The 25,368-nt window shown below is 59.9% G+C and carries 28 protein-coding genes; 18 read left to right on the top strand and 10 right to left on the bottom strand.

Features of this window, described 5'->3' with window-relative positions; translation table 11 throughout:
- Positions 1-603: 603 nt before the first annotated feature.
- The gene (locus tag PspCFBP13508_RS12145; protein ID WP_130911552.1) at positions 604-1,824 is read right to left on the bottom strand and encodes a CaiB/BaiF CoA-transferase family protein; all 1,221 of its coding nucleotides are present in this window, start codon (positions 1,822-1,824) and stop codon (positions 604-606) included.
- Between the two features lie 14 nt (positions 1,825-1,838).
- A complete protein-coding gene (locus tag PspCFBP13508_RS12140) occupies positions 1,839-3,020 on the bottom strand; it encodes an acyl-CoA dehydrogenase (RefSeq protein WP_024015035.1) in 1,182 nt (393 codons plus the stop codon).
- A gap of 157 nt (positions 3,021-3,177) precedes the next feature.
- On the opposite strand from PspCFBP13508_RS12140, the gene PspCFBP13508_RS12135 reads away from it, so the two are divergent.
- The 10 genes from PspCFBP13508_RS12135 to PspCFBP13508_RS12090 all read left to right on the top strand — a co-directional run bounded on the left by PspCFBP13508_RS12135 (position 3,178) and on the right by PspCFBP13508_RS12090 (position 13,029).
- The gene (locus PspCFBP13508_RS12135) at positions 3,178-4,077 is read left to right on the top strand and encodes a LysR family transcriptional regulator (protein ID WP_137214594.1); all 900 of its coding nucleotides are present in this window, start codon (positions 3,178-3,180) and stop codon (positions 4,075-4,077) included.
- 434 nt (positions 4,078-4,511) lie between these two features.
- The gene (locus tag PspCFBP13508_RS12130) at positions 4,512-5,633 is read left to right on the top strand and encodes a Re/Si-specific NAD(P)(+) transhydrogenase subunit alpha (RefSeq protein ID WP_110644714.1); all 1,122 of its coding nucleotides are present in this window, start codon (positions 4,512-4,514) and stop codon (positions 5,631-5,633) included.
- 15 nt (positions 5,634-5,648) lie between these two features.
- The gene (locus PspCFBP13508_RS12125; protein ID WP_003220416.1) at positions 5,649-5,969 is read left to right on the top strand and encodes an NAD(P) transhydrogenase subunit alpha; all 321 of its coding nucleotides are present in this window, start codon (positions 5,649-5,651) and stop codon (positions 5,967-5,969) included.
- Positions 5,969-7,402 (top strand): NAD(P)(+) transhydrogenase (Re/Si-specific) subunit beta, encoded by a 1,434-nt coding sequence (locus tag PspCFBP13508_RS12120; protein WP_016772296.1) that lies wholly within the window; start codon positions 5,969-5,971, stop codon positions 7,400-7,402. The genes PspCFBP13508_RS12125 and PspCFBP13508_RS12120 overlap by 1 nt, the downstream gene beginning before the upstream one ends.
- 214 nt (positions 7,403-7,616) lie before the next feature.
- Positions 7,617-9,110 carry an acetyl-CoA hydrolase/transferase family protein gene (locus PspCFBP13508_RS12115; protein WP_137214593.1) on the top strand — a complete coding sequence of 498 codons (1,494 nt, stop codon included), beginning with the start codon at positions 7,617-7,619 and terminating at the stop codon, positions 9,108-9,110.
- Between the two features lie 321 nt (positions 9,111-9,431).
- Positions 9,432-9,647, top strand: coding sequence for a DUF1127 domain-containing protein (locus PspCFBP13508_RS12110; RefSeq protein ID WP_007911656.1), 216 nt, complete (start codon positions 9,432-9,434; stop codon positions 9,645-9,647).
- 332 nt (positions 9,648-9,979) lie between these two features.
- Positions 9,980-10,297 carry a DUF2388 domain-containing protein gene (locus tag PspCFBP13508_RS12105; RefSeq protein WP_137214591.1) on the top strand — a complete coding sequence of 106 codons (318 nt, stop codon included), beginning with the start codon at positions 9,980-9,982 and terminating at the stop codon, positions 10,295-10,297.
- Positions 10,298-10,405: 108 nt separating this feature from the next.
- Entirely contained in the window at positions 10,406-10,723 is a 318-nt protein-coding gene (locus PspCFBP13508_RS12100) for a DUF2388 domain-containing protein (RefSeq protein ID WP_137214589.1), read from the top strand.
- 27 nt (positions 10,724-10,750) lie between these two features.
- Positions 10,751-11,071: a DUF2388 domain-containing protein gene (locus PspCFBP13508_RS12095; protein WP_137214587.1), complete on the top strand. Its 321-nt coding sequence runs from the start codon at positions 10,751-10,753 to the stop codon at positions 11,069-11,071.
- On the top strand, positions 11,068-13,029 hold the full coding sequence (locus tag PspCFBP13508_RS12090; protein WP_137214585.1) for a DUF4105 domain-containing protein: 1,962 nt from the start codon (positions 11,068-11,070) through the stop codon (positions 13,027-13,029). The genes PspCFBP13508_RS12095 and PspCFBP13508_RS12090 overlap by 4 nt, the downstream gene beginning before the upstream one ends.
- A gap of 58 nt (positions 13,030-13,087) precedes the next feature.
- Here the strand turns inward: PspCFBP13508_RS12090 and trpA are convergent, their stop codons facing one another.
- Entirely contained in the window at positions 13,088-13,897 is an 810-nt protein-coding gene (gene trpA, locus PspCFBP13508_RS12085; protein WP_137214584.1) for a tryptophan synthase subunit alpha, read from the bottom strand.
- Positions 13,897-15,129: a tryptophan synthase subunit beta gene (trpB, locus tag PspCFBP13508_RS12080; protein ID WP_130910987.1), complete on the bottom strand. Its 1,233-nt coding sequence runs from the start codon at positions 15,127-15,129 to the stop codon at positions 13,897-13,899. The genes trpA and trpB overlap by 1 nt, the downstream gene beginning before the upstream one ends.
- Before the next feature lie 113 nt (positions 15,130-15,242).
- Between trpB and PspCFBP13508_RS12075 the strand changes: the two genes are divergently transcribed.
- Complete coding sequence (locus PspCFBP13508_RS12075) at positions 15,243-16,160, top strand: LysR family transcriptional regulator (RefSeq protein ID WP_137214582.1); 918 nt, start codon at positions 15,243-15,245, stop codon at positions 16,158-16,160.
- Here the strand turns inward: PspCFBP13508_RS12075 and PspCFBP13508_RS12070 are convergent.
- Positions 16,133-16,459, bottom strand: coding sequence for a DUF883 family protein (locus PspCFBP13508_RS12070; protein WP_039757078.1), 327 nt, complete (start codon positions 16,457-16,459; stop codon positions 16,133-16,135). The genes PspCFBP13508_RS12075 and PspCFBP13508_RS12070 overlap by 28 nt on opposite strands.
- A gap of 166 nt (positions 16,460-16,625) precedes the next feature.
- Here PspCFBP13508_RS12070 and PspCFBP13508_RS12065 point away from each other — a divergent pair, with 166 nt between their 5' ends.
- Both PspCFBP13508_RS12065 and PspCFBP13508_RS12060 read left to right on the top strand, forming a co-directional pair.
- The gene (locus PspCFBP13508_RS12065) at positions 16,626-16,841 is read left to right on the top strand and encodes a dodecin (protein ID WP_130910985.1); all 216 of its coding nucleotides are present in this window, start codon (positions 16,626-16,628) and stop codon (positions 16,839-16,841) included.
- A 129-nt stretch (positions 16,842-16,970) separates the two neighbouring features.
- A complete protein-coding gene (locus tag PspCFBP13508_RS12060; RefSeq protein WP_090288022.1) occupies positions 16,971-17,195 on the top strand; it encodes a DUF1161 domain-containing protein in 225 nt (74 codons plus the stop codon).
- A gap of 164 nt (positions 17,196-17,359) precedes the next feature.
- On the opposite strand, the gene PspCFBP13508_RS12055 is transcribed toward PspCFBP13508_RS12060, so the two are convergent.
- Complete coding sequence (locus PspCFBP13508_RS12055) at positions 17,360-18,361, bottom strand: LLM class flavin-dependent oxidoreductase (protein WP_041476454.1); 1,002 nt, start codon at positions 18,359-18,361, stop codon at positions 17,360-17,362.
- A 240-nt stretch (positions 18,362-18,601) separates the two neighbouring features.
- Between PspCFBP13508_RS12055 and PspCFBP13508_RS12050 the strand changes: the two genes are divergently transcribed.
- Both PspCFBP13508_RS12050 and PspCFBP13508_RS12045 read left to right on the top strand, forming a co-directional pair.
- Positions 18,602-19,033 (top strand): OsmC family protein, encoded by a 432-nt coding sequence (locus tag PspCFBP13508_RS12050; RefSeq protein ID WP_016772308.1) that lies wholly within the window; start codon positions 18,602-18,604, stop codon positions 19,031-19,033.
- A 240-nt stretch (positions 19,034-19,273) separates the two neighbouring features.
- On the top strand, positions 19,274-19,513 hold the full coding sequence (locus tag PspCFBP13508_RS12045; RefSeq protein ID WP_137214581.1) for a DUF1161 domain-containing protein: 240 nt from the start codon (positions 19,274-19,276) through the stop codon (positions 19,511-19,513).
- Positions 19,514-19,517: 4 nt separating this feature from the next.
- On the opposite strand, the gene PspCFBP13508_RS12040 is transcribed toward PspCFBP13508_RS12045, so the two are convergent.
- Positions 19,518-19,937, bottom strand: coding sequence for a hypothetical protein (locus tag PspCFBP13508_RS12040; RefSeq protein ID WP_125917046.1), 420 nt, complete (start codon positions 19,935-19,937; stop codon positions 19,518-19,520).
- 40 nt (positions 19,938-19,977) lie between these two features.
- A complete protein-coding gene (locus PspCFBP13508_RS12035; RefSeq protein WP_125917044.1) occupies positions 19,978-20,400 on the bottom strand; it encodes a hypothetical protein in 423 nt (140 codons plus the stop codon).
- A gap of 58 nt (positions 20,401-20,458) precedes the next feature.
- Between PspCFBP13508_RS12035 and PspCFBP13508_RS12030 the strand changes: the two genes are divergently transcribed.
- Positions 20,459-21,535 carry an aminopeptidase gene (locus tag PspCFBP13508_RS12030; protein WP_137214580.1) on the top strand — a complete coding sequence of 359 codons (1,077 nt, stop codon included), beginning with the start codon at positions 20,459-20,461 and terminating at the stop codon, positions 21,533-21,535.
- Between the two features lie 99 nt (positions 21,536-21,634).
- Here the strand turns inward: PspCFBP13508_RS12030 and PspCFBP13508_RS12025 are convergent, their stop codons facing one another.
- On the bottom strand, positions 21,635-22,285 hold the full coding sequence (locus PspCFBP13508_RS12025; RefSeq protein WP_024015022.1) for an HAD family hydrolase: 651 nt from the start codon (positions 22,283-22,285) through the stop codon (positions 21,635-21,637).
- A gap of 28 nt (positions 22,286-22,313) precedes the next feature.
- On the bottom strand, positions 22,314-22,859 hold the full coding sequence (locus PspCFBP13508_RS12020) for a gamma carbonic anhydrase family protein (RefSeq protein ID WP_137214578.1): 546 nt from the start codon (positions 22,857-22,859) through the stop codon (positions 22,314-22,316).
- 89 nt (positions 22,860-22,948) lie between these two features.
- On the opposite strand from PspCFBP13508_RS12020, the gene prlC reads away from it, so the two are divergent.
- Both prlC and PspCFBP13508_RS12010 read left to right on the top strand, forming a co-directional pair.
- Positions 22,949-25,000, top strand: a complete 2,052-nt coding sequence (gene prlC / locus PspCFBP13508_RS12015) for an oligopeptidase A (RefSeq protein ID WP_137214576.1) — start codon at positions 22,949-22,951, stop codon at positions 24,998-25,000.
- Entirely contained in the window at positions 24,997-25,287 is a 291-nt protein-coding gene (locus tag PspCFBP13508_RS12010; RefSeq protein WP_137214575.1) for a YheV family putative zinc ribbon protein, read from the top strand. The genes prlC and PspCFBP13508_RS12010 overlap by 4 nt, the downstream gene beginning before the upstream one ends.
- Positions 25,288-25,368 lie beyond the last annotated feature (81 nt).

Below are 25,368 nucleotides of genomic sequence, written 5' to 3'. Positions count from 1 at the left end.
TAAACTTGGCTCAGCAATCGTTGGTTACATCTTTGATTTCTCGCGGAGTAACTTGTGATGCTGATAATCTTGTTGACTATCAGTCTAACTGCACAAGCACCCACACGAATTGCTTGATTCAGTTGTTAAAGAGCGATTGGTTAAGATCTTTCGTCTCAACCGAGGCGCGCATTCTACAGCAGCCTCATTTGCTGTCAAGTGATTATTTTCAGAAGTTTTCGAAGAATTCTTCAACAACTTCAACCACTTGCGCTTCCGATCTCTCGTTAGCGGGAGGCGAATTCTACAGCGTTAATCGCTGCTGTCAACACCTCTTTTTCTCCGCTTTCGATCGAGAAGATCGAACCGTTAAGAGAGCCAAACATCACCGCTCTTTCAACCCCTTCCAGGCTTCGATGACCTGAGGCAAGCCGCTGTCGAAAACTGCGTAACTCTTTGAATCTCAAGGAGTTTTCCGTTTCGACTGCGCCGGAAGTGGGGCGAATTATAGACCTCTGGAATCTGCCGTCAACCGTTAATTTCGCTTTTCTTTCAATAACTTGCGTATTGATTAAAAAACATCCAATCAGATGAGAAAAGAGCTCCTTCTATATAGAAGAAGACTTAAAGGACGCCTTCCTCCTTCAACATAGCCACCGCACCTGCCCCCAGGCCCAGCACCCGCTGCAGAACCTCTAACGTGTGCTCACCTAATAAAGGAGGCGCATGACGATATTCAACGGGCGTCTCCGACAATCGAATCGGGCTGGCCACCTGGGGCACCATCCCCGCCAATGCATGAGGCAGTTCGATCGCCAGACCGCGCGCCTTCACTTGTGGATCTTCAAACACCTGCGACAGATCATTGATCGGCCCACAAGGCACACCCGCATGCTCCAATTGAGCAACCCACTCGGCTGTCGTCTTGAAAACCGTCGCCTGGCGGATCAGTGGAATCAACACCGCGCGGTTCGCCACTCGCAGCTTGTTGGTCGCGAAGCGCGGATCATCCGCCCAGTGCGGCTGCCCGGCGACTTCGGCGAACTTGCGGAACTGCCCGTCATTGCCCACGGTGAGGATGAAGTCGCCATCCGCCGTAGGAAAGTCCTGATAAGGCACGATATTGGGATGGGCATTGCCCAGACGCTTTGGCGCATTGCCGGTGGTCAGGTAGTTCATCGCCTGGTTAGCCAGACACGCGACCTGCACATCCAGCAACGCCATATCGATGTGCTGGCCACCACCGTCGTGATCGCGATGAGCCAACGCCGCGAGAATCGCCACCGTTGAATACAGCCCGGTGAGAATATCCGTCAGCGCTACGCCCACTTTCACCGGGCCAGCACCTTCATCTCCTTCAGGTCGACCAGTCAGACTCATCAAGCCGCCGAGGCCCTGGATCATGAAGTCATACCCTGCACGCTTGGCGTAAGGACCGGTCTGACCGAAGCCGGTGATAGAGCAATAGATCAGATTCGGGTTGAGCGCCTTCAGCGACTCATAGTCCAGGCCATAGGCCGCCAGACCGCCCACCTTGAAATTCTCGATGAGGATGTCCGACTTCGCCGCCAGGTCGCGCACCAGCTTCTGCCCTTCAGGACGGGTGAAGTCGATGGTCACCGATTGCTTGTTGCGGTTGGCCGACAGGTAATAAGCCGCTTCCGACGTGTTCTCGCCGTAAGCGTCTTTGAGAAAGGGCGGACCCCACGCGCGAGTATCGTCACCATTGCCTGGCCGCTCGACCTTGATCACTTCGGCGCCAAGGTCGGCGAGGATTTGCCCAGCCCAAGGCCCGGCCAGCACTCGCGATAAATCCAGTACCCGCAGATGCGACAGCGCGCCCATGGTCTGCTCTCCTATTAATAGAACGCCTGCAGACCGGTTTGCGCACGCCCGAGGATCAGCGCGTGAACGTCATGGGTACCTTCATAGGTATTCACCACTTCCAGGTTGACCAGGTGACGGGCCACACCGAACTCATCGGAGATGCCATTTCCGCCGAGCATGTCGCGGGCCATCCGCGCGATATCCAGCGACTTGCCGCAGGAGTTGCGCTTCATGATCGAAGTGATTTCAACGGCGGCAGTGCCTTCATCCTTCATCCGACCCAGGCGCAGGCAGCCTTGCAGTGCCAGGGTGATCTCGGTCTGCATATCGGCGAGTTTCTTCTGTACCAGTTGCGTCGCGGCCAGCGGGCGACCGAACTGCTGACGGTCCAGAGTGTATTGGCGTGCGGTGTGCCAGCAGAACTCGGCGGCGCCCAGTGCGCCCCAGGAAATGCCGTAGCGTGCGGAGTTGAGGCAGGTGAACGGACCTTTCAGACCACGCACGTCCGGGAAGATGTTTTCTTCCGGCACGAACACGTTGTCCATGACGATCTCACCGGTGATCGAAGCGCGCAGGCCGACCTTGCCGTGAATCGCCGGAGCGCTCAGGCCTTTCCAGCCTTTCTCCAGAACGAAACCACGGATATCGCCGGCATCGTCCTTGGCCCAGACTACAAATACGTCAGCAATCGGGCTGTTGGTGATCCACATCTTCGCGCCAGTCAGGCTGTAGCCGCCGTCGACCTTGCGCGCCCGGCTAATCATCGCGCCCGGATCCGAACCGTGGTTCGGTTCGGTCAGACCAAAGCAACCGATCCATTCGCCGGAAGCCAGCTTCGGCAGATACTTCTGTTTCTGTGCTTCGGTGCCGAATTCGTTGATCGGCACCATCACCAGCGACGACTGCACGCTCATCATCGAGCGATAGCCAGAGTCGACGCGCTCGACCTCACGGGCAATCAGGCCGTAGCTGACATAGTTCAGACCGCTGCCACCGTACTGCTCGGGAATGGTCGCGCCGAGCAGGCCGACTTCGCCCATCTCGCGGAAGATTGCCGGATCGGTCTTCTCATGACGGAAAGCTTCAAGTACACGCGGCGCCAGGCTCTGTTGGGCGAACTGCGCGGCGGTGTCGCGGATCATCCGCTCCTCTTCGGTGAGCTGTTGATCCAGCAGCAGGGGATCGATCCAGTTGAAGCTAGCTTTACCGCCCATGAGTTTGCCCTCGCAATCGGGTGAATTAACGTGGCATTGATCCTAGGCGCGACTCGTCATCGCGGCAAACGAGGATTTCGCATTCTGTTGTGCTAATTTCTCACTCCGAACCGTCGCGAAATGCCATTAATGCGGCGCATTAGTGAGGTTGACGTACATGCGCAGGAAAATTCCCAGCACGACCGCCCTGATCAGCTTCGAAGCTGCCGCCCGCCACGAAAGTTTCACCCGGGCCGCTGAAGAGCTGTCGCTCACCCAGGGCGCCATTTGCCGACAGATCGCCAGCCTTGAAGACTTCCTAAGCGTGGAACTGTTCCGACGCTCGCGACGTGGAGTGAAACTGACCGAGGCGGGGCTTTCCTACAGTCGTCGGGTGGCCACTCAGCTCGATGCGGTGGAGCGCGACACCCTTTCGGTGATGGGCCAGCAGGGCACCAACGTTATCGAGCTCGCCGTCGTGCCGACCTTCGGCACCCAATGGCTGCTGCCACGCCTCAAGGATTTTCAGCTCAAGCACCCGGAAGTGACCGTCAACCTGACCAACCGCACTCGGCCTTTCCTGTTTGCCGACACCGAATTCGATGCCGCGATTTACTTCGGCGACGCCGACTGGTCGGGTACCGAATCCCACAGGTTGATGGGTGAAAATCCGATGCCGGTGTGCAGTCCCGCCCTACTCGGCAATCGCAAGCATCTGACAGCCGCTGCCATCGCCGAACTACCGCTGCTGCAGCAGACCACACGACCTTACGCCTGGCGCCAGTGGTTCAACTCCCAGCAGTTGAATATCCCTCGCGACATGACCGGCCCACGTTACGAACTCTTCTCCATGCTTGCCCAGGCAGCCATGCACGACATGGGCGTCGCGCTGATTCCGCCGTTTCTGATCCAGCGCGAGCTGGCAGAGAAACGTCTGGTGGTTGCCAACCCTCAAGCGCTCTCCAGCATCAAGGCCTATTACCTGATGATTCCGGAGCGAAAGGTCGAATCGGCATCGCTGAAGGCATTTCGCGACTGGCTGGTAAATCAAGCGCAGAGCTACAGCCTAGAAGAATAAAGGCCCTGCGCGATAATTAACCCCGTAGTCAAGAAAATCAAAGCCCTACAGATATAACTATTTGTCGCTTTTGCGCAGACTGTATCCGAAAGTCGTACAGACGTCCCACAAGCTGCCAACCACGTGGCTTTGAGCCTCTAATGGCGACTCATTACTGCCTATTCACGCCACCGATGCGAATTTTTTTCAAATTCAGCCAGAATCCTTGCAGGGCACGGCGTGCAAGGGGTTCAACTGGCCATCTGCGACATTCGGTCACGGCATGACTTGTAGTTAATTTTCCGTCACCCGTCATAATCCCTTGAAGGGCATAAAGTTCGCCTGCAAAATGCCGCGCCCCGCCCCGATTCGGCGGGATCGTGCTGATCGGCCGCCCCAGTCGCACCATCCGCAGTGCATGGGTTTACTCAATAAGATCACGCAGGAGATTTGACGTGCACATTGGTGTTCCTCTCGAAACCCAGACCGGTGAAACACGGGTTGCAGCAACCCCGGAAACCATCAAGAAGCTGATCAGCCAAGGCCATAAGGTCACTGTGCAAAGTGGCGCCGGCGTCAAAGCCAGTGTCGTCGACAGTGCCTATGAAGCGGCCGGCGCAAGCATTGGCAGCGCCAATGACGCGTTTGGCGCCGAGCTGATTCTCAAAGTGGTCGCGCCAAGCGATGCCGAACTGACGCTGATCAAGCGCGGTACGGTGCTGGTGGGCATGCTCAATCCGTTCAACAACGAGACCATCGCAAAAATGGCCGAGTGCGGCATTACCGCCTTTGCCCTCGAAGCCGCGCCGCGCACCTCGCGCGCGCAGAGTCTCGATGTGTTGTCGTCGCAGGCGAACATCGCCGGCTACAAAGCGGTGTTGCTGGCCGCCCACTATTACCCGCGCTTCATGCCAATGCTGATGACTGCTGCGGGTACGGTGAAAGCGGCGCGCGTGCTGATTCTCGGCGCGGGCGTGGCCGGTCTGCAGGCGATCGCTACGGCCAAACGTCTGGGTGCGGTGATCGAAGCGTCCGACGTGCGTCCAGCAGTGAAGGAACAGATCGAATCCCTCGGCGCCAAGTTCGTCGACGTGCCGTACGAAACCGATGAAGAACGCGAATGCGCCGTCGGCGTCGGCGGTTATGCGCGGCCGATGCCGGCGAGCTGGATGCAGCGCCAGGCTCAGGCGGTGCATGAGCGCGCCAAGCAGGCCGATATCGTCATTACCACCGCGCTGATTCCGGGCCGCAAGGCGCCGACGCTGCTCAGCGCCGAGACCGTGGCGCAGATGAAACCGGGCTCGGTGGTCATTGACCTCGCCGCCGCTCAGGGTGGCAACTGTCCGCTGACCGTGGCCGATCAGGTCGTTGTGGAAAACGGTGTGACCATCGTCGGCCCGACCAACCTCGCCGGTGAAGTCGCTGCCGACGCTTCGGCGCTGTACGCACGCAACCTGCTGGACTTCCTCAAGCTGGTGTTCACCAAGGAAGGCCAGTTCGACGTCAACCTCGAAGACGACATCGTCGCCGCGTGCCTGATGTGCCGCGACGGCCAAGTCATCCGCAAAAACGCCTAAGCAGGGATTCAGACGATGGAAGAGCTTATCTCCCCCGGTATCTACAACCTGATCATCTTCGTGCTGGCGATTTATGTCGGTTACCACGTGGTCTGGAACGTTACACCTGCGCTGCACACGCCGTTGATGGCGGTGACCAATGCCATTTCCGCGATCGTGATCGTCGGCGCCATGCTCGCCGCTGCGCTGACCGTCACGCCGCTGGGCAAGACCATGGGCACGCTGGCTGTGGCACTGGCGGCGGTCAATGTGTTTGGTGGCTTCCTGGTCACCCGCCGCATGCTTGAGATGTTCAAGAAGAAAGCCCCGAAAGCAAAAGAAGAGGCGCCGAAGTAATGAGCATGAATCTCGTCACGACGCTCTACCTGATCGCGTCGATCTGCTTTATCCAGGCCCTCAAAGGCCTGTCGCACCCGACCACTTCGCGGCGCGGCAACCTGTTCGGCATGCTCGGCATGGCGCTGGCAATCATCACCACGGTCGGCCTCATCTATAAGTTGGGCGCTGAACTGGCCACGGCTGGCATCGGTTATGTGATCGTTGGCTTGCTGGTCGGCGGCACCGCCGGTTCGATCATGGCCAAGCGCGTTGAAATGACCAAGATGCCGGAACTGGTAGCGTTCATGCACAGCATGATCGGCCTCGCGGCGGTGTTCATTGCCATTGCGGCGGTGGTCGAGCCGCAGTCGTTGGGTATCGTTAAACAGCTGGGCGATGCGATCCCGGCGGGCAACCGCCTGGAGCTGTTCCTCGGCGCTGCGATCGGTGCAATCACCTTCTCGGGTTCGGTAATCGCCTTCGGCAAGCTCTCGGGCAAATACAAGTTCCGCCTGTTCCAGGGCGCACCGGTACAGTTTGCCGGTCAGCACAAACTCAATGCGGTCCTGGGTCTGGCTACGCTGGTTCTCGGTCTGACCTTCATGTTCACAGGCAACCTTACGGCGTTCGCGCTGATGCTGGCGCTGGCGTTCGTGATGGGCGTGCTGATCATCATCCCGATCGGCGGCGCCGACATGCCGGTGGTGGTGTCGATGCTCAACAGCTATTCCGGCTGGGCGGCGGCGGGCATCGGTTTCTCGCTGAACAACTCGATGCTGATCATTGCCGGCTCGCTGGTGGGTTCGAGCGGTGCGATCCTCTCGTACATCATGTGCAAGGCGATGAACCGCTCCTTCTTTAATGTACTGCTCGGCGGTTTCGGCAATACGGCAGACGCAGGTCCTGCCGGTGCGCAGGAAGCACGTCCGGTGAAATCCGGCTCGGCTGATGACGCAACCTTCCTGCTGACCAACGCCGACACCGTGATCATCGTCCCGGGTTACGGCCTGGCAGTGGCCCGTGCCCAACACGCACTGAAGGAGCTGACCGAGAAGCTGACCCATCGCGGCGTGACCGTGAAGTACGCGATCCACCCGGTAGCCGGTCGCATGCCTGGGCACATGAACGTCCTGCTCGCCGAGGCCGAAGTGCCTTACGACCAGGTGTTCGAAATGGAAGACATCAACTCCGAGTTCGGCCAAGCCGACGTGGTGCTGGTGCTCGGTGCGAACGACGTGGTCAACCCGGCCGCGAAGAACGATCCGAAGTCGCCGATCGCCGGCATGCCGATTCTCGAAGCGTTCAAGGCCAAGACCATCATCGTCAACAAGCGCTCGATGGCCAGCGGCTACGCCGGTCTGGACAACGAACTGTTCTATCTGGACAAGACCATGATGGTTTTCGGCGATGCGAAGAAAGTCATTGAAGACATGGTCAAAGCGGTCGAGTAATTCACCGCTGCAATAGCGAACGCCCCGACTTGTCGGGGCGTTTTTGTTTGCGCCAGAAGCTGGACAATTTGCCGCGTTGTTGCAGATCCGGTAACGGTGTTTTACTGCAAACCCGCGAAATAGAGGCCTCGTTTGCGACCTTGGTAGCGGGACAGGCGCCGGCCAAATTCACTAGACTGCGCATCCTGCTACTCGTTGCCCGAGATAATAATCCATGTACCGTGACCGTATTCGCCTGCCTTCGTTGTTGGACAAAGTGATGAGCGCTGCCGACGCCGCTGCTCTGATTGAGGACGGCATGACCGTCGGCATGAGCGGTTTCACCCGCGCCGGCGAAGCCAAGGCCGTTCCCCATGCACTGGCCGAGCGCGCCAAGGTCACACCGCTGAAGATCAGCCTGATGACCGGCGCCAGCCTGGGCAACGACCTCGACAAGCAATTGACCGAGGCCGGCGTGCTGTCGCGGCGCATGCCGTTTCAGGTCGACAGCACGTTGCGCAAGGCCATCAACGCCGGCGAAGTGATGTTCATTGACCAGCATCTCTCGGAAACCGTAGAGCAACTGCGCAACCAACAGTTGAAGCTGCCGGACATCGCCGTCATCGAGGCAGTCGCCATCACTGAACAAGGCCATATCGTGCCGACCACTTCGGTGGGCAACTCGGCCAGCTTCGCGATCTTCGCCAAACAAGTGATCGTCGAGATCAACCTGGCCCACAACGCCAACCTCGAAGGCCTGCACGACATTTATATCCCGACGTACCGCCCGACGCGCACGCCAATCCCGCTGGTGAAAGTCGACGATCGCATCGGCAGCACGGCAATTCCGATTCCGCCTGAGAAGATCGTCGCGATTGTCATCACTCAGCAGTCGGACTCGCCGTCTACAGTGTCGGTACCGGACGTTGATACCAACGCTATCGCCGAACACCTGATCACCTTCTTCAAGCAGGAAGTTGCGGCCGGGCGCATGACCAACAAGCTCGGCCCGCTGCAAGCCGGAATTGGCAACATCGCCAACGCGGTGATGTGCGGCTTGATCGACTCACCGTTCGAAGACCTGACCATGTACTCGGAAGTGCTGCAGGACTCGACCTTTGATCTGATCGATGCCGGCAAGCTTAGCTTCGCCTCGGGCAGTTCGATCACCCTGTCCGAGCGCCGCAACAGCGACGTGTTCGGCAACCTGGAGAAGTACAAGGACAAACTGATTCTGCGGCCGCAGGAGATTTCCAATCACCCGGAAGTCGTGCGGCGGCTGGGTATTATCGGCATCAACACTGCGCTGGAATTCGACATCTACGGCAACGTCAACTCCACCCATGTCTGCGGCACGCGGATGATGAACGGCATCGGCGGCTCCGGCGACTTCGCGCGCAACGCGCATCTGGCGGTGTTCGTGACCAAATCGATCGCCAAGGGTGGCGCGATTTCCAGCGTGGTGCCGATGGTCAGCCACGTCGACCACACGGAGCATGATGTCGACATTCTGGTGACCGAGGTCGGGTTGGCCGATTTACGCGGCCTGGCGCCACGGGAGCGTGCGCGGGTGATCATCGACAACTGTGTGCACCCGGACTTCCGCCAGGCACTGAATGATTACTTCACCGCTGCCTGTGCAATTGGCGGGCACACCCCGCATATTCTGCGCGAAGCCTTGAGCTGGCATATGAATCTGGAAGAAACCGGGCGCATGCTGGCGGTGTGATTCACACAGATATACATCGACGCAAACACAGTTTTGCGTCGATGGATCTCCGCTAGTAGCAGAATCGTCGAAAACTGTACTGCTGTACCGGTGCTTTCCTACAGCAAAGTCCTACTCAATAGCTTAATTCCAGTCAAAATGCACCAATCGAGTGCGGACAGGTACAGTTTGCCCAATTTCGACCCGTACACCATCCGTAAACAGTTAACTGCTCGCTCACAATACAAATGAACTGTATCTACAGAGACTAGGCAAACGAGAGGATCATGGGCACCAGTCAAACCACTACCTGATCCCGCCACAAGCGGAAGGATGTCAACCATGGAACGTACACTCAGTTCCGAACTGTTCTTCGAAGACAAAGCTGTAAACACCCAGGCTTCCCTGCCTCTGCGCGTTATTGCCAACCTGATGTTGTGGCAGCGCCGCATCTCCAGCCGCCATCAACTGGCTCGTCTGGACTCGCGCCTGCTGGCCGACGCCGGTATCAGCGAAGCACAACGCTACGAAGAGCTGAGCAAGCCGTTCTGGCGCTAAGCAGCGTCGCTGGCTCTGGTCGTCAGACCCACCGCCAGCAACCCGAATTGCACAAGCAGAACCCGTCGTGGGCAACCACGACGGGTTTTGTCGTTTTAGAGGCCTTGAATGCTCTAAAACGCATATATGAACGAGTACAGGTACAATTTAAGAAATACTCGAATATACCGGTACAGTTATCCAGACCCTTGAAGTATCACTGGCCACCACTGGGCGAACCGCATCTGGCAGCCTAATATCCATGCAGAACGTGGCGAACGTTGCGCAACAGGCGTCTGACTCCTCAGATACCGAGCCACCTCTCACTACGGTTTATCCAAAGGAGTTCCATCATGACCCGTCTTCGTCTGCTCAGTGCCGCCGCCCTGCTGGCCGTGGCTGCCAACGCCAGCGCTACCAGCTTCATCGTCACCACCGACTCGATCGTCGGCGCGCTGAAAGCCTCTTCCGACGCCACTTCAGATGTGACCTCCTCGTTCCGTGACGACAAGATCGTCCTCGCCGCCCGCGACGATGCCGCCAGCTTCGTGGCCAGCCAAGGCGATATCCGTGGGGTGAAACTGGAAAGTGCGCTCGATCACATCCGCCATCAGGCGCCACAACTCAATGCCACCGATGCCCAATTGGCTCAGGCCATTCTGACCCTCTGATCGATTGCCACAATGCGGGACACGCCAGCCGTGTCCCGATGTTTCAACGCTGGCTCTGGCCCGGGCATTTGCGCTAGCCTTCAGGCTCGTTAACAGTTGTCGAGTCCCATGCGCTTTCTTCCAAATCTGCTCATCTCTTCTGCTTTGTTCACCGCCTGCTGGGCGATGTCTGCCAACGCCTTCGACGCTTTCAATGCTTCGACCCAAGGCACGGTTGTCAGCGGTTACGCCACCAGCATGGTGTCTTCTGCGCCGTTCGACCGTAAACTGCTGCTCGCCGCCCATGATGACGCGGCCGCCTTCGTTGCCAGTAACGGTGAATGGCGAGGCGCACGGCTGGAATCGGCGCTGCATTACCTGCGCAAAACCCGGCCAAAACTTCATGCCAGCGACCTTGAACTGGCAGAGGCAATTCTCGTCCAATAGTTATCCTTGTCCTTCCGGAGTCGTTCCATGCGTAGCCCGCTGATTGCTGCCGCCCTTGGCCTGTTTGTGTTGGCCGATGTGGCCCAGGCGCACACCCTGGTAGCCACCAGTAACATCATCGTTCGTGCCTCCCAGCGCACCATCGATTTCACCTCCGATACCACCACCTCGATCCGCGACTCGAAAATCATCCGCGAAGCTCACGACGACGCCGCCAGTTTCGTCGCCAGCAACGGCGACATCCGTGGCGCGCACCTCGAAGCTGCTCTCAACACCTTGCGTAATCGTGTGCCGGAAGCGCGCGACGCCAGTGATCAGGTACTCGCCGAAGCCATCCTCGCGCTGTGAGGTCCGTTGGCGCCTGGCTACTGGCCGGGGCGTTGTTGCTGCTTGGCAACAGTGCTCACGCCGGCCTGCAATTGCGGCTCAAGACCGAGGGTCTGAGTCCGGCTCAACAACAGGCCAGTCAGGCGCTGATCGATGAGGCCATGGCGAAACTGCCGCCGAGCTTCATCGAGCGGCTGGATCGGCGCATCGACGTCGGCTGGACCGACGACATGCCTGCCAACGCTTATGGACAAGCGACGCTGGTGTCCGAGCTCGATCTGAATCGCAAGCTGCTCGCCGGCCTCACCGATGGCAGCGCGGCCAAAGCAAAAACCAATCGCCCCCACGGCACTGTGCGGCAGGAACTGCTGGCCACGGTGCTGCACGAAATCACCCACATCTACGACCGCGCGCGTTTATGGCCGAGCGCCGAGCGCACGTTGATCCAGCGCTGCACCCGGCGTTTCAACAGCGCCGGGCTGATTGGCATTCCCGATGAGTGTCGCGGGCAGAACGGTCGCCGCTTCACCATCAGCGACGATCCGCGCCTGCTCGATCTGGCCGGTTGGCAGCAATACGTCGGCCGCCGTGGCGAGCGCGAACAACACAACCGCCAGATCGCCCGCAGCCCGGACCTTTACGAAGTCTCCAGCCCCAAGGAATTCGTCGCGGTCAACATGGAGTACTTCCTCCTCGACCCGAGCTACGCCTGCCGCCGCCCGGCGCTGTATCGCTACTACAAGGAACATTTCGGCTGGGCGCCGCCAGCGCAGGACACCTGCAGCAAGAGCTTCGCCTTTCTCAATGCGGGCAATGACTTCGCCAAGCAGCCCCTGGGTCAAGTCGATCCGGAACGGGTCTATGCCGTCGATTACCTGCTGGCCGAGGCCAATCAGAACTGGGTTAGCCGCTGGGGCCACAGCATGTTGCGCCTGGTCATCTGCGCCCCCGGTCGCCCGCGTGGCCCGGATTGCCGCCTCGACCTCGATCAGCACCTGGTGCTGTCCTATCGCGCCTTCGTTGGCGATGTACAGCTGTCGAGCTGGGACGGACTGGTCGGCAAATACCCGTCGCGGCTGTTCGTGTTGCCGCTGGCGCAAGTGATCGACGAATACACCAAGACCGAGCTGCGCAGCCTCGCTTCGGTGCCGCTGAAGCTGTCTCGCGAGGAAATCGAAGGCGTCGTCGAACATGCCGCCGAGATGCACTGGAGTTACGACGGCAACTACTTCTTCCTGTCCAACAACTGCGCGGTAGAGGGTTTGAAACTGTTGCGCAGCGGCAGCAATAACAGCCAACTGGTCGGCCTCGACAGCATCATGCCCAACGGCTTGCTCGAAGTGCTCAAGGGCCGTGGTCTGGCCGACACCAGTGTGCTCGACGATCCGAAAGAAGCGCTGCGTCTGGGTTACCGCTTCGACTCGTTCCGCGATCGCTATCAAGCGATGTTCGATGTATTGAAGAAGCAACTGCCAATCAAGCAGACCACTGTCGAAGACTGGCTGTCACTCAGCGCTGAACAACGCCGCGAATGGTTCGACCGCGCCGACCTGCGCACCAGTGCCGCGCTGTTGCTGCTCGAGCAGGCGAGTTTCCGCCGGCAGTTGTTGCTGGCCCAGGACGAGGTCAAGCAACGCTACCTCGGCGCCCGCGAGCTGGAAAACGGCGGCATGGACAAGGCCAACGTGACCTTACAGCAGATCCTCGCCAACAGTGGCTTCCTCAGCCGCCCGGCGGAACTGCTCGACTCCAAGGGTTACGGACTGCCCCAGCCGAGCGAGTTCGGCCGACTGGAAGCGGAAAGCAGCCAGCGGCAGAAGAAGCTGCTGGCGCTGTCCGGCGACCTCGATACTGAAGTGCGCAAGCTGCTCGAACCCAAGCGCGCCGCCGAGATTGCCGCCAGCGAGGCCAACGTGAAGCAGATTGGCGAGCATTTGCGCAAACTGCACAAGGCTTCGGGCGGACTGCAATTACCCTGAGCACAAAAAAAGGCTTCAGAACGCCTGTTCTGAAGCCTTTTTGTTTTCCCCTGCGGCTTTAGACGCGAGCCTTGCGCACGCCTTGGGACAGCGCCGAACACAGACTCAACACGCCATCGATAGCCTGCTCAGGCGTATCGGCACTGGCGATGTGATCGATCAACGCCGAGCCCACCACCACACCGTCAGCCAGACGCGCGATGGCCGCAGCCTGCTCCGGCGTACGGATACCGAAACCGATGCTGATCGGCAGGTCGGTATGCCGACGCAGACGTGCAACCGCCTCTTCCACGTGTTCGAGAGTCGCTGCACCGGAACCGGTGACACCGGCCACCGACACGTAGTAGACGAAACCGGAGCTGCCGTTGAGCACACGCGGCAGACGCGCGTCGTCGGTGGTCGGCGTGGTCAGGCGGATGAAGTCCAGGCCAGCAGCCTGCGCCGGGTCGCACAGCTCTTCGTTGTGCTCTGGTGGCATGTCGACCACGATCAGGCCATCGACGCCGGCATCCTTGGCTTCTGCGATAAAACGCTCGACGCCGAATTTGTGGATCGGATTGAAATAACCCATCAACACCAGCGGCGTGTCGCTGTTGCCTTCACGGAACTCGCGAACCATTTGCAGGGTTTTCGCCAGATTCTGTTTGGCGCCCAGTGCGCGGATATTAGCCAGCTGGATCGCCGGGCCATCAGCCATCGGATCGGTGAACGGCATGCCCAGCTCGATCACATCGGCACCTGCGGCAGGCAGGCCTTTGAGGATTGCCAGCGAAGTGTCGTAGTCAGGATCACCAGCGGTGACGAAGGTCACCAGCGCGGCGCGGTTCTGTTGCTTGAGGTCGGCAAAGCGGGTTTGCAGGCGGCTCATCAGTGTTTCTCCTGCTGCGACTGTTGCATATGGTGCATCACGGTTTGCATGTCCTTGTCGCCACGGCCCGAGAGGTTGACCACCATCAGGTGATCCTTCGGCAGCTGCGGTGCGCGTTTGAATACTTCGGCCAAGGCGTGGGCGCTTTCCAGCGCAGGGATGATCCCTTCCAGACGGCAGCATTTGTGGAACGCTTCAAGGGCTTCGTCGTCGGTTACCGAGGTGTACTGAACGCGACCGATGTCATGCAACCACGCGTGCTCAGGGCCGATGCCCGGGTAGTCGAGGCCGGCGGAAATCGAGTGGGCGTCGATGATCTGGCCATCGTCGTCCTGCAGCAGGAAGGTGCGGTTACCGTGCAACACGCCCGGCACCCCGCCGTTGAGGCTGGCCGCGTGCTTGCCGGTTTCGATGCCGTAACCGGCGGCTTCGACGCCGATGATCTCAACGCTCTTGTCGTCGAGGAACGGGTGGAACAGGCCCATGGCGTTGGACCCGCCACCGATGCACGCCACCAGACTGTCCGGCAGACGACCTTCCTGAGCCTGCAACTGATCGCGGGTTTCCTTGCCGATGACCGCCTGGAAGTCGCGAACCATTGCTGGATAAGGGTGCGGGCCGGCCACGGTGCCGATCAGGTAGAAGGTGTTGTCGACGTTGGTCACCCAATCACGCAGGGCTTCGTTCATCGCATCTTTGAGTGTGCCTGTACCGGCGACAACCGGGATCACTTCAGCACCGAGCAGCTTCATGCGGAAGACGTTGGCCTGCTGACGTTCGATGTCGGTGGTGCCCATGTAGATCACGCAGTCCAGCCCGAAACGCGCAGCGACGGTGGCAGTAGCCACGCCGTGCATGCCGGCGCCGGTTTCGGCGATGATGCGCTTCTTGCCCATGCGCCGCGCCAGAAGAATCTGGCCGATGCAGTTGTTGATCTTGTGCGCGCCGGTGTGGTTCAGCTCTTCACGCTTGAGGTAGATCTTCGCGCCACCGCAGAACTCGGTCAGGCGTTCGGCGAAATACAGCGGGCTCGGACGTCCGACGTAGTCACGCTGGAAGTAGGCCAATTCTTCCTTGAAGGCCGGATCTTCCTTGGCCGCTTCGTATTCGCGGGCCAGGTCGAGGATCAACGGCATCAGGGTTTCCGCTACATAACGGCCACCGAACGCACCGAACAGGCCGTTGGCGTCAGGGCCGTTACGCAGATCAGAGGTGTTCGAAGTCTGGGTCATGGGTCGCTCCAGGTGAATTCGGTGAGAAGACAATGACGACCACTCTACCCCTGACTTTCCAGGCTGAAAACCGATAAGATCGCCATAACCTGTCAGGAAAACTCACAGATACCATGAGCCACGACCTTCCCCCGCTGAATGCCTTGCGCGCCTTCGAGGCCACCGCCCGTCTGAACAGCGTCAGTCAGGCTGCCGAACAGCTGCACGTGACCCATGGTGCTGTCAGCCGCCAGCTCAAGGTGCTTGAAGAACAGCTCGGCGTGAGCCTGTTCGTCAAGGAAGGGCGCGGCTTGAAACTCACAGATGCCGGCGTGCGTCTGCGCGATGCCAGCGCTGAGGCGTTCGATCGGTTGCGCAGTGTTTGCGCCGAACTTACGCAAAGCACAGCGGATGCGCCGTTCGTGCTGGGTTGTTCGGGGAGCCTGCTGGCGCGCTGGTTTATTCCGCGCCTGGGGCGGCTGAATGCCGATTTGCCGGATCTGCGTCTGCACCTGTCGGCCGGTGAAGGCGATCTCGATCCCCGGCGCCCGGGCCTCGATGCGCTGTTGCTGTTCGCCGAACCACCGTGGCCGGCCGATATGCAGGTCTATGAACTGGCGGCGGAACGCATCGGCCCGGTGATGAGCCCGTTGTTCAGCGGTTATCAGAACCTGCACGACGCTCCTGCCGCAAAATTGCTCGACCAGCCCTTGCTGCACACCACCTCTCGCCCACAAGCCTGGCCCAGCTGGGCGCAGCAAAACCACCTCGATCCCAAGATGTTGAAGCTCGGGCAAGGTTTTGAGCATTTGTATTATTTGCTGGAGGCAGCGGTAGCCGGGCTTGGCGTAGCGATCGCGCCGGAGCCGCTGGTGACCGAAGATCTGAAGGCGGGTCGCCTGGTTGCGCCGTGGGGTTTCTGCGAAACCCCGGCGCAACTGGCGTTGTGGCTACCCAAGCGCGCCGCGGACGGGCGCGCCAGGCAACTGGCGCAGTGGCTTAAAAACGAGCTACGCCAGAACGATCACTCGCCGCGCTTGAACAAAAAGTAGGCAGCGAGCAGACCGATTGCACCGACAGCCACGCCGGCTGTGGTCCATGGGTGTTCCTGCGCGTAGTCACGAGTGGCAATGCCGGTCTCGCGGGTTTTCACTTTGACTTCTTCGTACGCGTCGCTGAGCAGATGACGGGAATGTTTCAGCGCACTTTCGGCATTGCTTTTCAGCGCCTTGAGGGTCTTGCGCGACTCGTCCGAAGCATCGTCTTTCAAGCTTTCCAACGATTTGAGCAGACTCTCGATCTCGGCTTCCATGCTTTGCAACGAGGCTTTACGTAAAGAGGTGTTGGCCATGGTGGCTCTCCTGCATTGGTGATGAGTGGCGTGTGTTGGTTGGGACTTCAGCATGTCGAGAAAGTGCAGAAATTCTGAACTTCGGCAGCGCAACGGCGCCGAAATCATCAGTGCAATTGCCTGCTAGGCTCAATTTCACACGCCATTCCAACCCAAGGAGAACGCCATGAGTGATCATCACACCTACAAGAAAGTCGAGCTGGTCGGCTCGTCCACTAACAGCATCGAAGACGCCATCAACAATGCACTGGCCGAGGCCAACAAAACCCTGCGCAATCTGGAATGGTTTGAAGTGACCGAAACCCGTGGCCACATCGAAAACGGCCAGGTGGCGCACTTTCAGGTCACGCTGAAAGTCGGCTTCAAGATTGCCGCCAGCTGAGTTTGAGCTAGTCTTCTGAACTTGCGCGCTGGCCGAGTGCCATAGGGAATGGCAAAGCGCTACAAGGTGAGCGCATCGGGTGGATGACTCGATGCCCGCCTCTTTCAATCCGACCAGGGAGTGCGACCGATGAAGAAGTTCATGTTGGCAGTAGGTTTGTTGAGCCTTGCGGGTGGTGCGTTTGCAGCCGGCAAGCCCTGTGAAGAGCTGAAAAGCGAAATCGCCGCGAAGCTCGACGCCAAAGGCGTTTCCGGTTATTCGCTGGAGGTTGTCGACAAAGGTGCGGCGGCTGACGCCAAAGTGGTTGGCACCTGCGAAGGCGGCAGCAAGGAAATCGTCTACAAACGCGGTTGATTGCGCCTGAAGTAAAAAAGCCGACGTGGATGCGTCGGCTTTTTTGTGGACGATGATTTTCCGGGTAGGAGCTGCGGCACGCTGCGATCTCTTGATCTTGATTTCAAATCAAGATCAAGAGATCGCAGCCTCGTTTTACTCGACAGCTCCTACAAGGGTTCGCGTTATCCCTTCATGACTTGCGCAAGCAGTTCGTAGGAATGGATGCGATCGGCGTGTTCGTAAAGATCACTGGTGAAAATCAGCTCGTCCGCCTGGGTCTGCTCGATCAGCACCTCAAGCTTGGCGCGGATCTTCTGCGGGCCGCCGACCATGGCGAGGCCGAGGAAATCGCCCACCGCTTCACGTTCATGGGGCAGCCACAGACCGTCCATGGTTTTCACCGGCGGACGCTGCACCAGGCTCTGGCCACGCATCAACGCAAGAATGCGCTGGTACACCGACGTCGCCAGATAATCGGCTTGCTCATCGGTATCGGCTGCCACCAGCGGCACGCCGAGCATTACGTACGGCTTGTCCAGCACCGCAGACGGTTTGAAGTGATTGCGGTAGATACGGATCGCCTCGTGCATGAAGCGCGGCGCGAAGTGCGAGGCGAAGGCGTAAGGCAAGCCGCGCTCACCCGCCAATTGCGCGCTGAACAGACTTGAGCCGAGCAGCCAGATCGGCACGTTGGTGCCGGTGCCGGGCATGGCGATCACCCGTTGCTCCGGGGTGCGCGGGCCGAGGTAGCGCATCAGTTCGGCGACGTCTTCAGGGAAGTCGTCAGCGCTGCCCGAGCGCTCACGGCGCAAGGCGCGGGCGGTCATCTGGTCCGAGCCGGGTGCGCGGCCCAGGCCCAAGTCGATGCGTCCGGGGTACAGGCTCTCGAGGGTGCCGAACTGCTCGGCGATCACCAACGGCGCATGGTTGGGCAGCATCACCCCGCCGGAACCGACGCGGATCGTCGACGTGCCCCCGGCCAGATAGCCGAGCAACACCGACGTCGCGGAACTGGCGATGCCGTCCATGTTGTGGTGTTCGGCGACCCAGAAGCGCGTGTAGCCGAATTTCTCGGCATGCTGCGCCAGGTCCAGCGAGTTGCGCAGCGATTGCGCCGCGCTGCCGTTTTCGCGCACCGGCACCAGGTCGAGAGTGGAAAATTTAACGTCGGACAGTTTTTTCATGAACCTGCATCTCCGGGTGGGGAGGCAGGTTTTTCTTGCGAGCGAAAACCTGCCAAATCCATAAGCGTGTTTTATGGAATGAGGGCATATACCCGAGATTCAATAGCAGCGACGAAATTTCCTACTAAAAAAGTCAACGATTCAGCCAGGCTGAACTTTGTTCCGCCGTCTATCCTCAGAAGCCTTGCTAGTAAAAACCGCGACGGCGCGGCGTTCCGCGCCATATTTAAGGAGGCAGACATGGCTATCGTGAAAAAGGCATCGGCGCATTGGGAAGGCGATCTGAAAACCGGTCTCGGCTCGATCTCCACCGAAACCGGCGTACTGCGCGAAGCACCTTACGGCTTCAAGGCGCGCTTTGAAGGCGGCAAGGGTACCAACCCGGAAGAGCTGATCGGTGCGGCCCACGCCGGCTGCTTCTCCATGGCGTTTTCGATGATTCTCGGTGATGCGGGCCTGAAGGCAGACAGCATCGACACCAACGCCGAAGTCACCCTCGATCAGGTTGACGGCGGCTTCGCGATCACTGCGGTGAAGCTGATTCTCAAGGCGAAGATCCCGGGCGCAACTCAGCAGCAGTTTGAAGAGTTGAGCAACAAGGCCAAGGAAGGGTGCCCGGTTTCCAAGGTGCTGAATGCGAAGATCACTCTCGAGGCTTCGCTGGTCAGCTGATTGGGCGTTTGCCGGGCTGACGCCTTCGCGAGCAGGCTCGCTCCCACAGGGGATTTGTGCACGTCGCAGATCCAGTGTGGGAGCGAGCCTGCTCGCGAAGGCAGTCTCGAAACCTGCTCAGCGACCGGCAATTAATACAAGGTGTGAGCAAAGTCAGAACCCGCTCCGCAGAATTGTGGTCGAATAATCGACAGCAGCTTCAGCGCACACCCGTGCGCGCTGCCTCAAGGAGCTTCATCGATGAAATGTATTGGCTTGGCGATCCTTTGCAGTGCACTGGCCACGTCCGCTTTCGCAGCCCCGAAGGACTGCGAAGAGCTCAGAAAGGAAATCGAGATCAAGATTCAGGCGAAGGCCATTCCCTCCTACACCCTGGAAATCATCACGGCAGAAGAGGCGAAGCAGCACGACTCGGCCATGATCGTCGGTTCTTGCGAGAACGGCACCAAACGGATCATTTACCAGAGAAACGACAGCTGAAGCGCTAGATGATGCAGTGGAACTCGCGGTCTTCAGCAACGATCTCGCGCTTGGCATTGTACAAACGCGCGCTCGGCGTGAATGCCAGCGAGCGGCCTTCCAGCAGATAACGCTGGCCGGCCTCGAAGTGGTCGTAGCGAATGGTCAGGTAGCATAAGCGCTCCACCGGGCCGGTGAGCAGACTGCCACCGCCGCCAAACACTTCGAAGTCGAAACGTACCCGCAGCTCATGGCTACCGGGAGTCACCTGGAAAAAGCGCCCGTCGTTCAAGCGCTGGTTGTCGAGACGCTCGGCCATCAGCAACTTGCCCCCGGGGCTTGGCGTAGAGAAGTCGACCCAGGCCATGTGCGGGTCAACCGGTGGCAATGGCGTCTGGCAACCGGCGACCAGACCGACAACGAGCAACAGCAGCAAGGTACGCATGATGGATATCCGCAGATTCGAATAGCCAGCATAGCGCCGATCAACTGCTCTGGCAGCCCGCCGGTGTGCCCTGGCCGACGACCTTGCGCTGTTCATCATAAAGCTTGGCCCACGGCCGGAAGCCGATGCTGCCCGCCTGCAACTGATAGCGCTGGCCGGCGTTGAAATCCTTGAATTTCACGCTCATCTGGCAATCGCGCCACAGCGGTTCGGCATTCGGGCCGATGTTGGTGGCCTCGACCGGGAATTGATAGCGCACCTTCAGCTCATGGCTGCCGGGCTGCACTTCGAAATAACGTTTGTCGATGGCCTGGGTGGCATCGACTTGTACGGCTTGCAGCGCCGTGTCGTGTTGGCGGGCGTCGAGATCGATCCAGGCTTGCGAGGGGTCGGGGTCGGGCATTCCGAATCCGGCACAACCGGCCAGCGTCAGCAGGCCTCCTGTCAGCATCAACATGCGCATAGCGGTGCTCCTTGAGGCGGGATAGTCTTGGGGCGGACTTTCCGGGAAATTTCTTATTTTGATCAGGCCGTTTACCAGCCTTGGGTTACTTGATCGCGTTTTTCCGATTTTGTTTCCGGGTGTGTTGTTTTTGTTGCTCAACGGTTGCACCAGCGTCAGCTACTACAGCCAGTTGGCCAGCGGCCAACTGCAATTGCTGCGCGCACGGGAGCCGGTGGAGAAAGTCATCGCCGACCCGAACCGCGACGCCAGATTGCGCACGCATCTGGCCCAATCGCAGAAGGCACGCACGTTCGCCAGCGAGCACCTGCATCTGCCGGACAACCAAAGCTATCGTCTCTACGCCGACATCGGCCGGCCGTTCGTGGTGTGGAACGTGTTCGCCACCGCAGAGTTTTCCCTCACCCCGCAGAATCACTGCTTCCCGATTGCCGGCTGCGTGGCCTATCGCGGCTACTACAGCCAGAGCGCCGCCCGTGGCGAAGCGGCGCTTCAACGTCTGCAGGGCATGGACGTGTCGATCGGCGGGGTCGAGGCGTACTCGACGCTTGGCTGGTTCAATGACCCGATCCTCAATTCGATGATGGGCTGGGGCGACGAACGACTGGCCACGCTGATCTTTCATGAACTGGCGCACCAGAAGTTCTATGTGAAGGACGACACCGAGTTCAACGAGTCATTCGCCACCTTCGTCGAGCAGGAAGGCACGCGGCAGTGGCGCGCATCTCGGGGCCTGCCGGCGGAGTCGGATGCCAGGCTCAAGCAGCGTGACCAGTTCATCGGTCTGGTACTCGACACGCGCTCACGACTGGAGAAGCTCTATGCGCAGCCGCTGTCCGCCGAGCAGATGCGAGAGCGCAAAGCGGCGGAATTCGAGCGCTTGCGCCGGGAGTATCGGCTAATGCGCGACAGTCAGTGGGCCGGGGACAAACGCTATGACGCCTGGGTCAATGCGCCGCTGAACAATGCGCGGTTGTTGCCGTTCGGGCTGTATGACCAGTGGGTGCCGGCGTTTGCGGCGGTGTTCAGGCAAGTAGATGGGGATTGGCTGCGGTTTTATGCCGAGGTTGAGCGGTTGGGACGGTTGCCGGTTGATGAGCGTAAGGCGGCGCTGGAAGCGCTGGCCCAGTCCTAAGGAACTCGGAGGCATAACGGCCCTTTCGCGAGCAGGCTCGCTCCCACAGAGGCAGCGAGATCCAATGTGGGAGCGAGCCTGCTCGCGAAGGCTATTTCATCAGCGCTGCAAAAACGCCTGATGCAACTCGTCCAAGGTTTCAAAGTGATAAGCCGGCGCCTCGGCATTCAACTCTTCAAAACTGCCAAACCCATAGCCCACCGCCGCTGCATCGAGACCATTGCTGCGCGCGCCGATCAGGTCGTGCTTGCGATCGCCGATCATCAGGGTCTGTGCCGGGTCCAGGCGTTCTTCTTCGAGCAGATGCGCGATCAGTTCAACCTTGTTGGTTCGCGTGCCGTCCAGCTCGCTGCCGTAGATCACCTTGAAGTGGCGGGCGAAGTCGAAGTGCCGGGCGATCTCGCGGGCGAACACCCACGGCTTGGAGGTGGCGATGTACAACTGCCGCCCCTGCCCGCTCAAGGTTTCCAGCAGCGGCGTGACCCCGTCGAACACCCGATTCTCGTAGAGGCCGGTAACCTTGAAGCGCTCGCGATAGAAATTCACCGCTTCCCAGGCCTTGGCCTCGTCGAAGTCGTAGAACTGCATGAACGCTTGCAGCAGCGGCGGGCCGATGAAGTGTTCCAGTTTGCTCAGGTCCGGCTCGTCGATGCCGAGATTGGCCAGAGCAAATTGAATTGAGCGGGTGATGCCCTCACGCGGGTCGGTCAGGGTGCCATCGAGGTCGAACAGTACGGTCTGGTAATGCATGGAAATTCCCGAGCAGGTGTAGGGCGATTCAGAGCTGGTCGTAGCCTTCGGCCAGATGCAGGTCCTTGAGCTTGACGTAGTTCGCCGCGCTGTAAGTAAAGAAGGCGTTTTCCTTGTCGGTCAGCGGGCGCACTTGCTTGACCGGGCTGCCGACATACAGGAAGCCGCTCTGCAGGCGTTTGCCCGGCGGCACCAGGCTGCCGGCGCCGATGATCACATCGTCCTCGACCACCGCGCCGTCCATGACGATGCTGCCCATGCCGATCAACACGCGGCTGCCAACGGTGCACCCGTGCAGCATGACCTTGTGGGCGATGGTCACGTCATCGCCGATCAGCAAGGGAAAACCGTCCGGGTTGAACGGCCCGGCGTGGGTAATGTGCAACACACAGCCATCCTGCACGCTGGTGCGCGCACCGATGCGGATGCGGTGCATGTCGCCACGGATCACCGTCAGCGGCCAGACCGAGCTGTCTTCGCCAATTTCGACGTCGCCGATCACCACCGCCGAACCGTCGACGAATGCGCCGTTGCTCAGGCGGGGGGTGTGATTCTGGTATTTGCGAAGGGACACGATTAGTTCTCTCTCTGTCGCCGATAGCTGCGGTGAGTGTCGATTGTAATTAAGATGGGCGCATGTTTCTTCCAGCCAAGGTGCCAACCGTGAGCGTGAACAACCCTCTTTTGCAGTCCTACGACCTGCCGCCGTTCTCCACGATCCGTGCCGAACACGTCCTGCCCGCCATCGAAACCATCCTCGCGGACAACCGCGCCGCCATCGCCGAAATCCTCAAGACCCAGGGCAAGAACCCGACCTGGGCCGGTCTGGTGCTGGCGATGGACGAACTCAACGATCGCCTCGGTGCGGCGTGGAGCCCGGTCAGCCATCTTAACGCCGTGTGCAACAGTGCCGAACTGCGTGAAGCCTACGAGTCGTGCCTGCCGGCCCTGAGCGCCTACTCCACCGAAATGGGCCAGAACCGCGAACTGTTCCAGGCGTATGAAGCGTTGGCCAACAGTCCGGAAGCTGCCAGTTTCGACGTCGCGCAAAAGACCATTCTGGAACACGCCCTGCGCGATTTCCGTCTGTCGGGTATCGATCTGCCGGAAGCCGAGCAGAAACGTTATGCCGAAGTGCAGAGCAAACTGTCCGAGCTTGGCAGCCGCTTCTCCAACCAGTTGCTCGACGCCACGCAGGCGTGGACCAAGCACATCACCAACGAAGCCGCCCTCGCCGGCCTCACCGATTCGGCCAAGGCGCAGATGGCTGCCGCCGCGCAGGCCAAAGGCCTCGACGGCTGGCTGATCACCCTGGAATTCCCCAGCTATTACGCGGTGATGACCTACGCGCAAGATCGCGCGCTGCGCGAAGAAGTCTACGCCGCCTACTGCACCCGCGCCTCGGACCAAGGCCCGAATGCTGGCCAGAACGACAACGGCCCGGTGATGGAAGAGATCCTCGACCTGCGTCAGGAACTGGCCCGACTGCTGGGCTTCGCCAGTTTCGCCGAACTGAGTCTGGCGACGAAAATGGCCGAATCCAGCGATCAGGTGCTGAGTTTCCTGCGTGATCTGGCCCAGCGCAGCAAGCCGTTCGCCGCGCAGGATCTGCAACAGCTGCGCGCTTACGCCGCCGAACAGGGCTGCGCCGATCTGCAAAGCTGGGACAGCGGTTTCTACGGCGAAAAACTCCGCGAGCAGCGTTACAGCGTCGCTCAGGAAACCCTGCGCGCCTACTTCCCGATCGATAAAGTCCTCAGCGGCCTGTTCGCCATCGTCCAGCGTTTGTACGGCATCGAGATCGCCGAACTGAAAGGCTTCGACACCTGGCATCCGGACGTCCGCCTGTTCGAGATCAAGGAAAACGGCCAGCACGTCGGCCGCTTCTTCTTCGACCTGTATGCCCGCGCCAACAAGCGTGGCGGCGCCTGGATGGACGGCGCCCGCGACCGTCGACGCACCGTCGACGGTGTGTTGCAGAGCCCGGTGGCCAATCTGGTGTGCAACTTCACCCCGGCCGACAGCGGCAAGCCTGCGCTGCTGACCCACGATGAAGTGACCACTTTGTTCCACGAGTTCGGCCATGGCCTGCATCACCTGCTGACCCGCGTCGAGCACGCTGGCGTATCCGGCATCAATGGCGTGGCCTGGGACGCGGTCGAGCTGCCAAGCCAGTTCATGGAAAACTGGTGCTGGGAGCCGGAAGGCCTGGCGCTGATTTCCGGCCACTACGAGACCGGCGAGCCACTGCCGCAGGATCTGCTGGAAAAAATGCTAGCGGCGAAGAACTTCCAGTCCGGCCTGATGATGGTGCGTCAGCTGGAGTTTTCGCTGTTCGACTTCGAACTGCATGCCACCCATGGCGATGGCCGCAGCGTGGCGCAAGTGCTCGAGGGCGTGCGTGACGAGGTGTCGGTGATGCGTCCACCGGCTTACAACCGCTTCCCCAACAGCTTTGCGCACATCTTCGCTGGTGGTTACGCGGCGGGTTACTACAGCTACAAGTGGGCTGAAGTGCTGTCCGCCGACGCCTTCTCGAAATTCGAGGAAGACGGCGTGCTCAACGCCGACACCGGTCGGGCGTTCCGCGAGGCGATTCTGGCGCGCGGCGGCTCGCAGGCGCCGATGGTGCTGTTCGTCGACTTCCGTGGCCGTGAGCCGTCGATCGACGCGCTGTTGCGCCACAGCGGTCTGAGTGAGGACGCGGCAGCATGAGCGAAGGCCCTGTGATCACCAAGAAGCGCTTTATCGCCGGGGCGGTCTGCCCGGCGTGCAGCGAGCCGGACAAGTTGATGATGTGGAACGAGGATGGCGTGCCGCACCGCGAATGCGTGGCCTGTGGCTACTCCGACACCCTCAACGAGCAGGGCCTGTCGGTGCCCAAAGAGCTGGGCACGCGGGTCAATACCAGCGCGCTGAAACCTGCCGCCGACAAGAAGGTCCAGGCGGTGCAATTCTTCCCCAATCCGAAGTTGAAGAAAAAGCCTGACGAACAACAATGACAGCTACCGCCACCTGCCGATGATCGTCGTCAGGTGGCGGTAACTATCTACCACCTCACCCCCGCGCTTCGTGATTAGGCT

The sequence above is a fragment of the Pseudomonas sp. CFBP13508 genome (assembly GCF_005233515.1).
Taxonomy (GTDB): Bacteria; Pseudomonadota; Gammaproteobacteria; order Pseudomonadales; family Pseudomonadaceae; genus Aquipseudomonas; species Aquipseudomonas mercuritolerans.
This window is presented reverse-complemented; position numbering and strand designations above follow the sequence as displayed.

Excerpts from the sequence above, each read along its gene's own strand:
- trpA (WP_137214584.1), bottom strand. The coding sequence starts at position 13,897 with ATGAGCCGCCTGCAAACCCGCTTTGCCGACCTCAAGCAACAGAACCGC.
- PspCFBP13508_RS12060 (WP_090288022.1), top strand. The coding sequence starts at position 16,971 with ATGAAGAAGTTCATGTTGGCAGTAGGTTTGTTGAGCCTTGCGGGTGGT.
- PspCFBP13508_RS12010 (WP_137214575.1), top strand. The coding sequence starts at position 24,997 with ATGAGCGAAGGCCCTGTGATCACCAAGAAGCGCTTTATCGCCGGGGCG.
- PspCFBP13508_RS12120 (WP_016772296.1), top strand. The coding sequence starts at position 5,969 with ATGAGCATGAATCTCGTCACGACGCTCTACCTGATCGCGTCGATCTGC.
- PspCFBP13508_RS12025 (WP_024015022.1), bottom strand. The coding sequence starts at position 22,285 with ATGCATTACCAGACCGTACTGTTCGACCTCGATGGCACCCTGACCGAC.
- PspCFBP13508_RS12050 (WP_016772308.1), top strand. The coding sequence starts at position 18,602 with ATGGCTATCGTGAAAAAGGCATCGGCGCATTGGGAAGGCGATCTGAAA.
- trpB (WP_130910987.1), bottom strand. The coding sequence starts at position 15,129 with ATGACCCAGACTTCGAACACCTCTGATCTGCGTAACGGCCCTGACGCC.
- PspCFBP13508_RS12110 (WP_007911656.1), top strand. The coding sequence starts at position 9,432 with ATGGAACGTACACTCAGTTCCGAACTGTTCTTCGAAGACAAAGCTGTA.
- PspCFBP13508_RS12135 (WP_137214594.1), top strand. The coding sequence starts at position 3,178 with ATGCGCAGGAAAATTCCCAGCACGACCGCCCTGATCAGCTTCGAAGCT.
- PspCFBP13508_RS12055 (WP_041476454.1), bottom strand. The coding sequence starts at position 18,361 with ATGAAAAAACTGTCCGACGTTAAATTTTCCACTCTCGACCTGGTGCCG.
- PspCFBP13508_RS12145 (WP_130911552.1), bottom strand. The coding sequence starts at position 1,824 with ATGGGCGCGCTGTCGCATCTGCGGGTACTGGATTTATCGCGAGTGCTG.
- PspCFBP13508_RS12140 (WP_024015035.1), bottom strand. The coding sequence starts at position 3,020 with ATGGGCGGTAAAGCTAGCTTCAACTGGATCGATCCCCTGCTGCTGGAT.
- PspCFBP13508_RS12040 (WP_125917046.1), bottom strand. The coding sequence starts at position 19,937 with ATGCGTACCTTGCTGCTGTTGCTCGTTGTCGGTCTGGTCGCCGGTTGC.
- PspCFBP13508_RS12045 (WP_137214581.1), top strand. The coding sequence starts at position 19,274 with ATGAAATGTATTGGCTTGGCGATCCTTTGCAGTGCACTGGCCACGTCC.
- PspCFBP13508_RS12125 (WP_003220416.1), top strand. The coding sequence starts at position 5,649 with ATGGAAGAGCTTATCTCCCCCGGTATCTACAACCTGATCATCTTCGTG.
- PspCFBP13508_RS12115 (WP_137214593.1), top strand. The coding sequence starts at position 7,617 with ATGTACCGTGACCGTATTCGCCTGCCTTCGTTGTTGGACAAAGTGATG.
- PspCFBP13508_RS12070 (WP_039757078.1), bottom strand. The coding sequence starts at position 16,459 with ATGGCCAACACCTCTTTACGTAAAGCCTCGTTGCAAAGCATGGAAGCC.
- PspCFBP13508_RS12075 (WP_137214582.1), top strand. The coding sequence starts at position 15,243 with ATGAGCCACGACCTTCCCCCGCTGAATGCCTTGCGCGCCTTCGAGGCC.
- PspCFBP13508_RS12065 (WP_130910985.1), top strand. The coding sequence starts at position 16,626 with ATGAGTGATCATCACACCTACAAGAAAGTCGAGCTGGTCGGCTCGTCC.
- PspCFBP13508_RS12095 (WP_137214587.1), top strand. The coding sequence starts at position 10,751 with ATGCGTAGCCCGCTGATTGCTGCCGCCCTTGGCCTGTTTGTGTTGGCC.
- PspCFBP13508_RS12100 (WP_137214589.1), top strand. The coding sequence starts at position 10,406 with ATGCGCTTTCTTCCAAATCTGCTCATCTCTTCTGCTTTGTTCACCGCC.
- PspCFBP13508_RS12105 (WP_137214591.1), top strand. The coding sequence starts at position 9,980 with ATGACCCGTCTTCGTCTGCTCAGTGCCGCCGCCCTGCTGGCCGTGGCT.
- PspCFBP13508_RS12035 (WP_125917044.1), bottom strand. The coding sequence starts at position 20,400 with ATGCGCATGTTGATGCTGACAGGAGGCCTGCTGACGCTGGCCGGTTGT.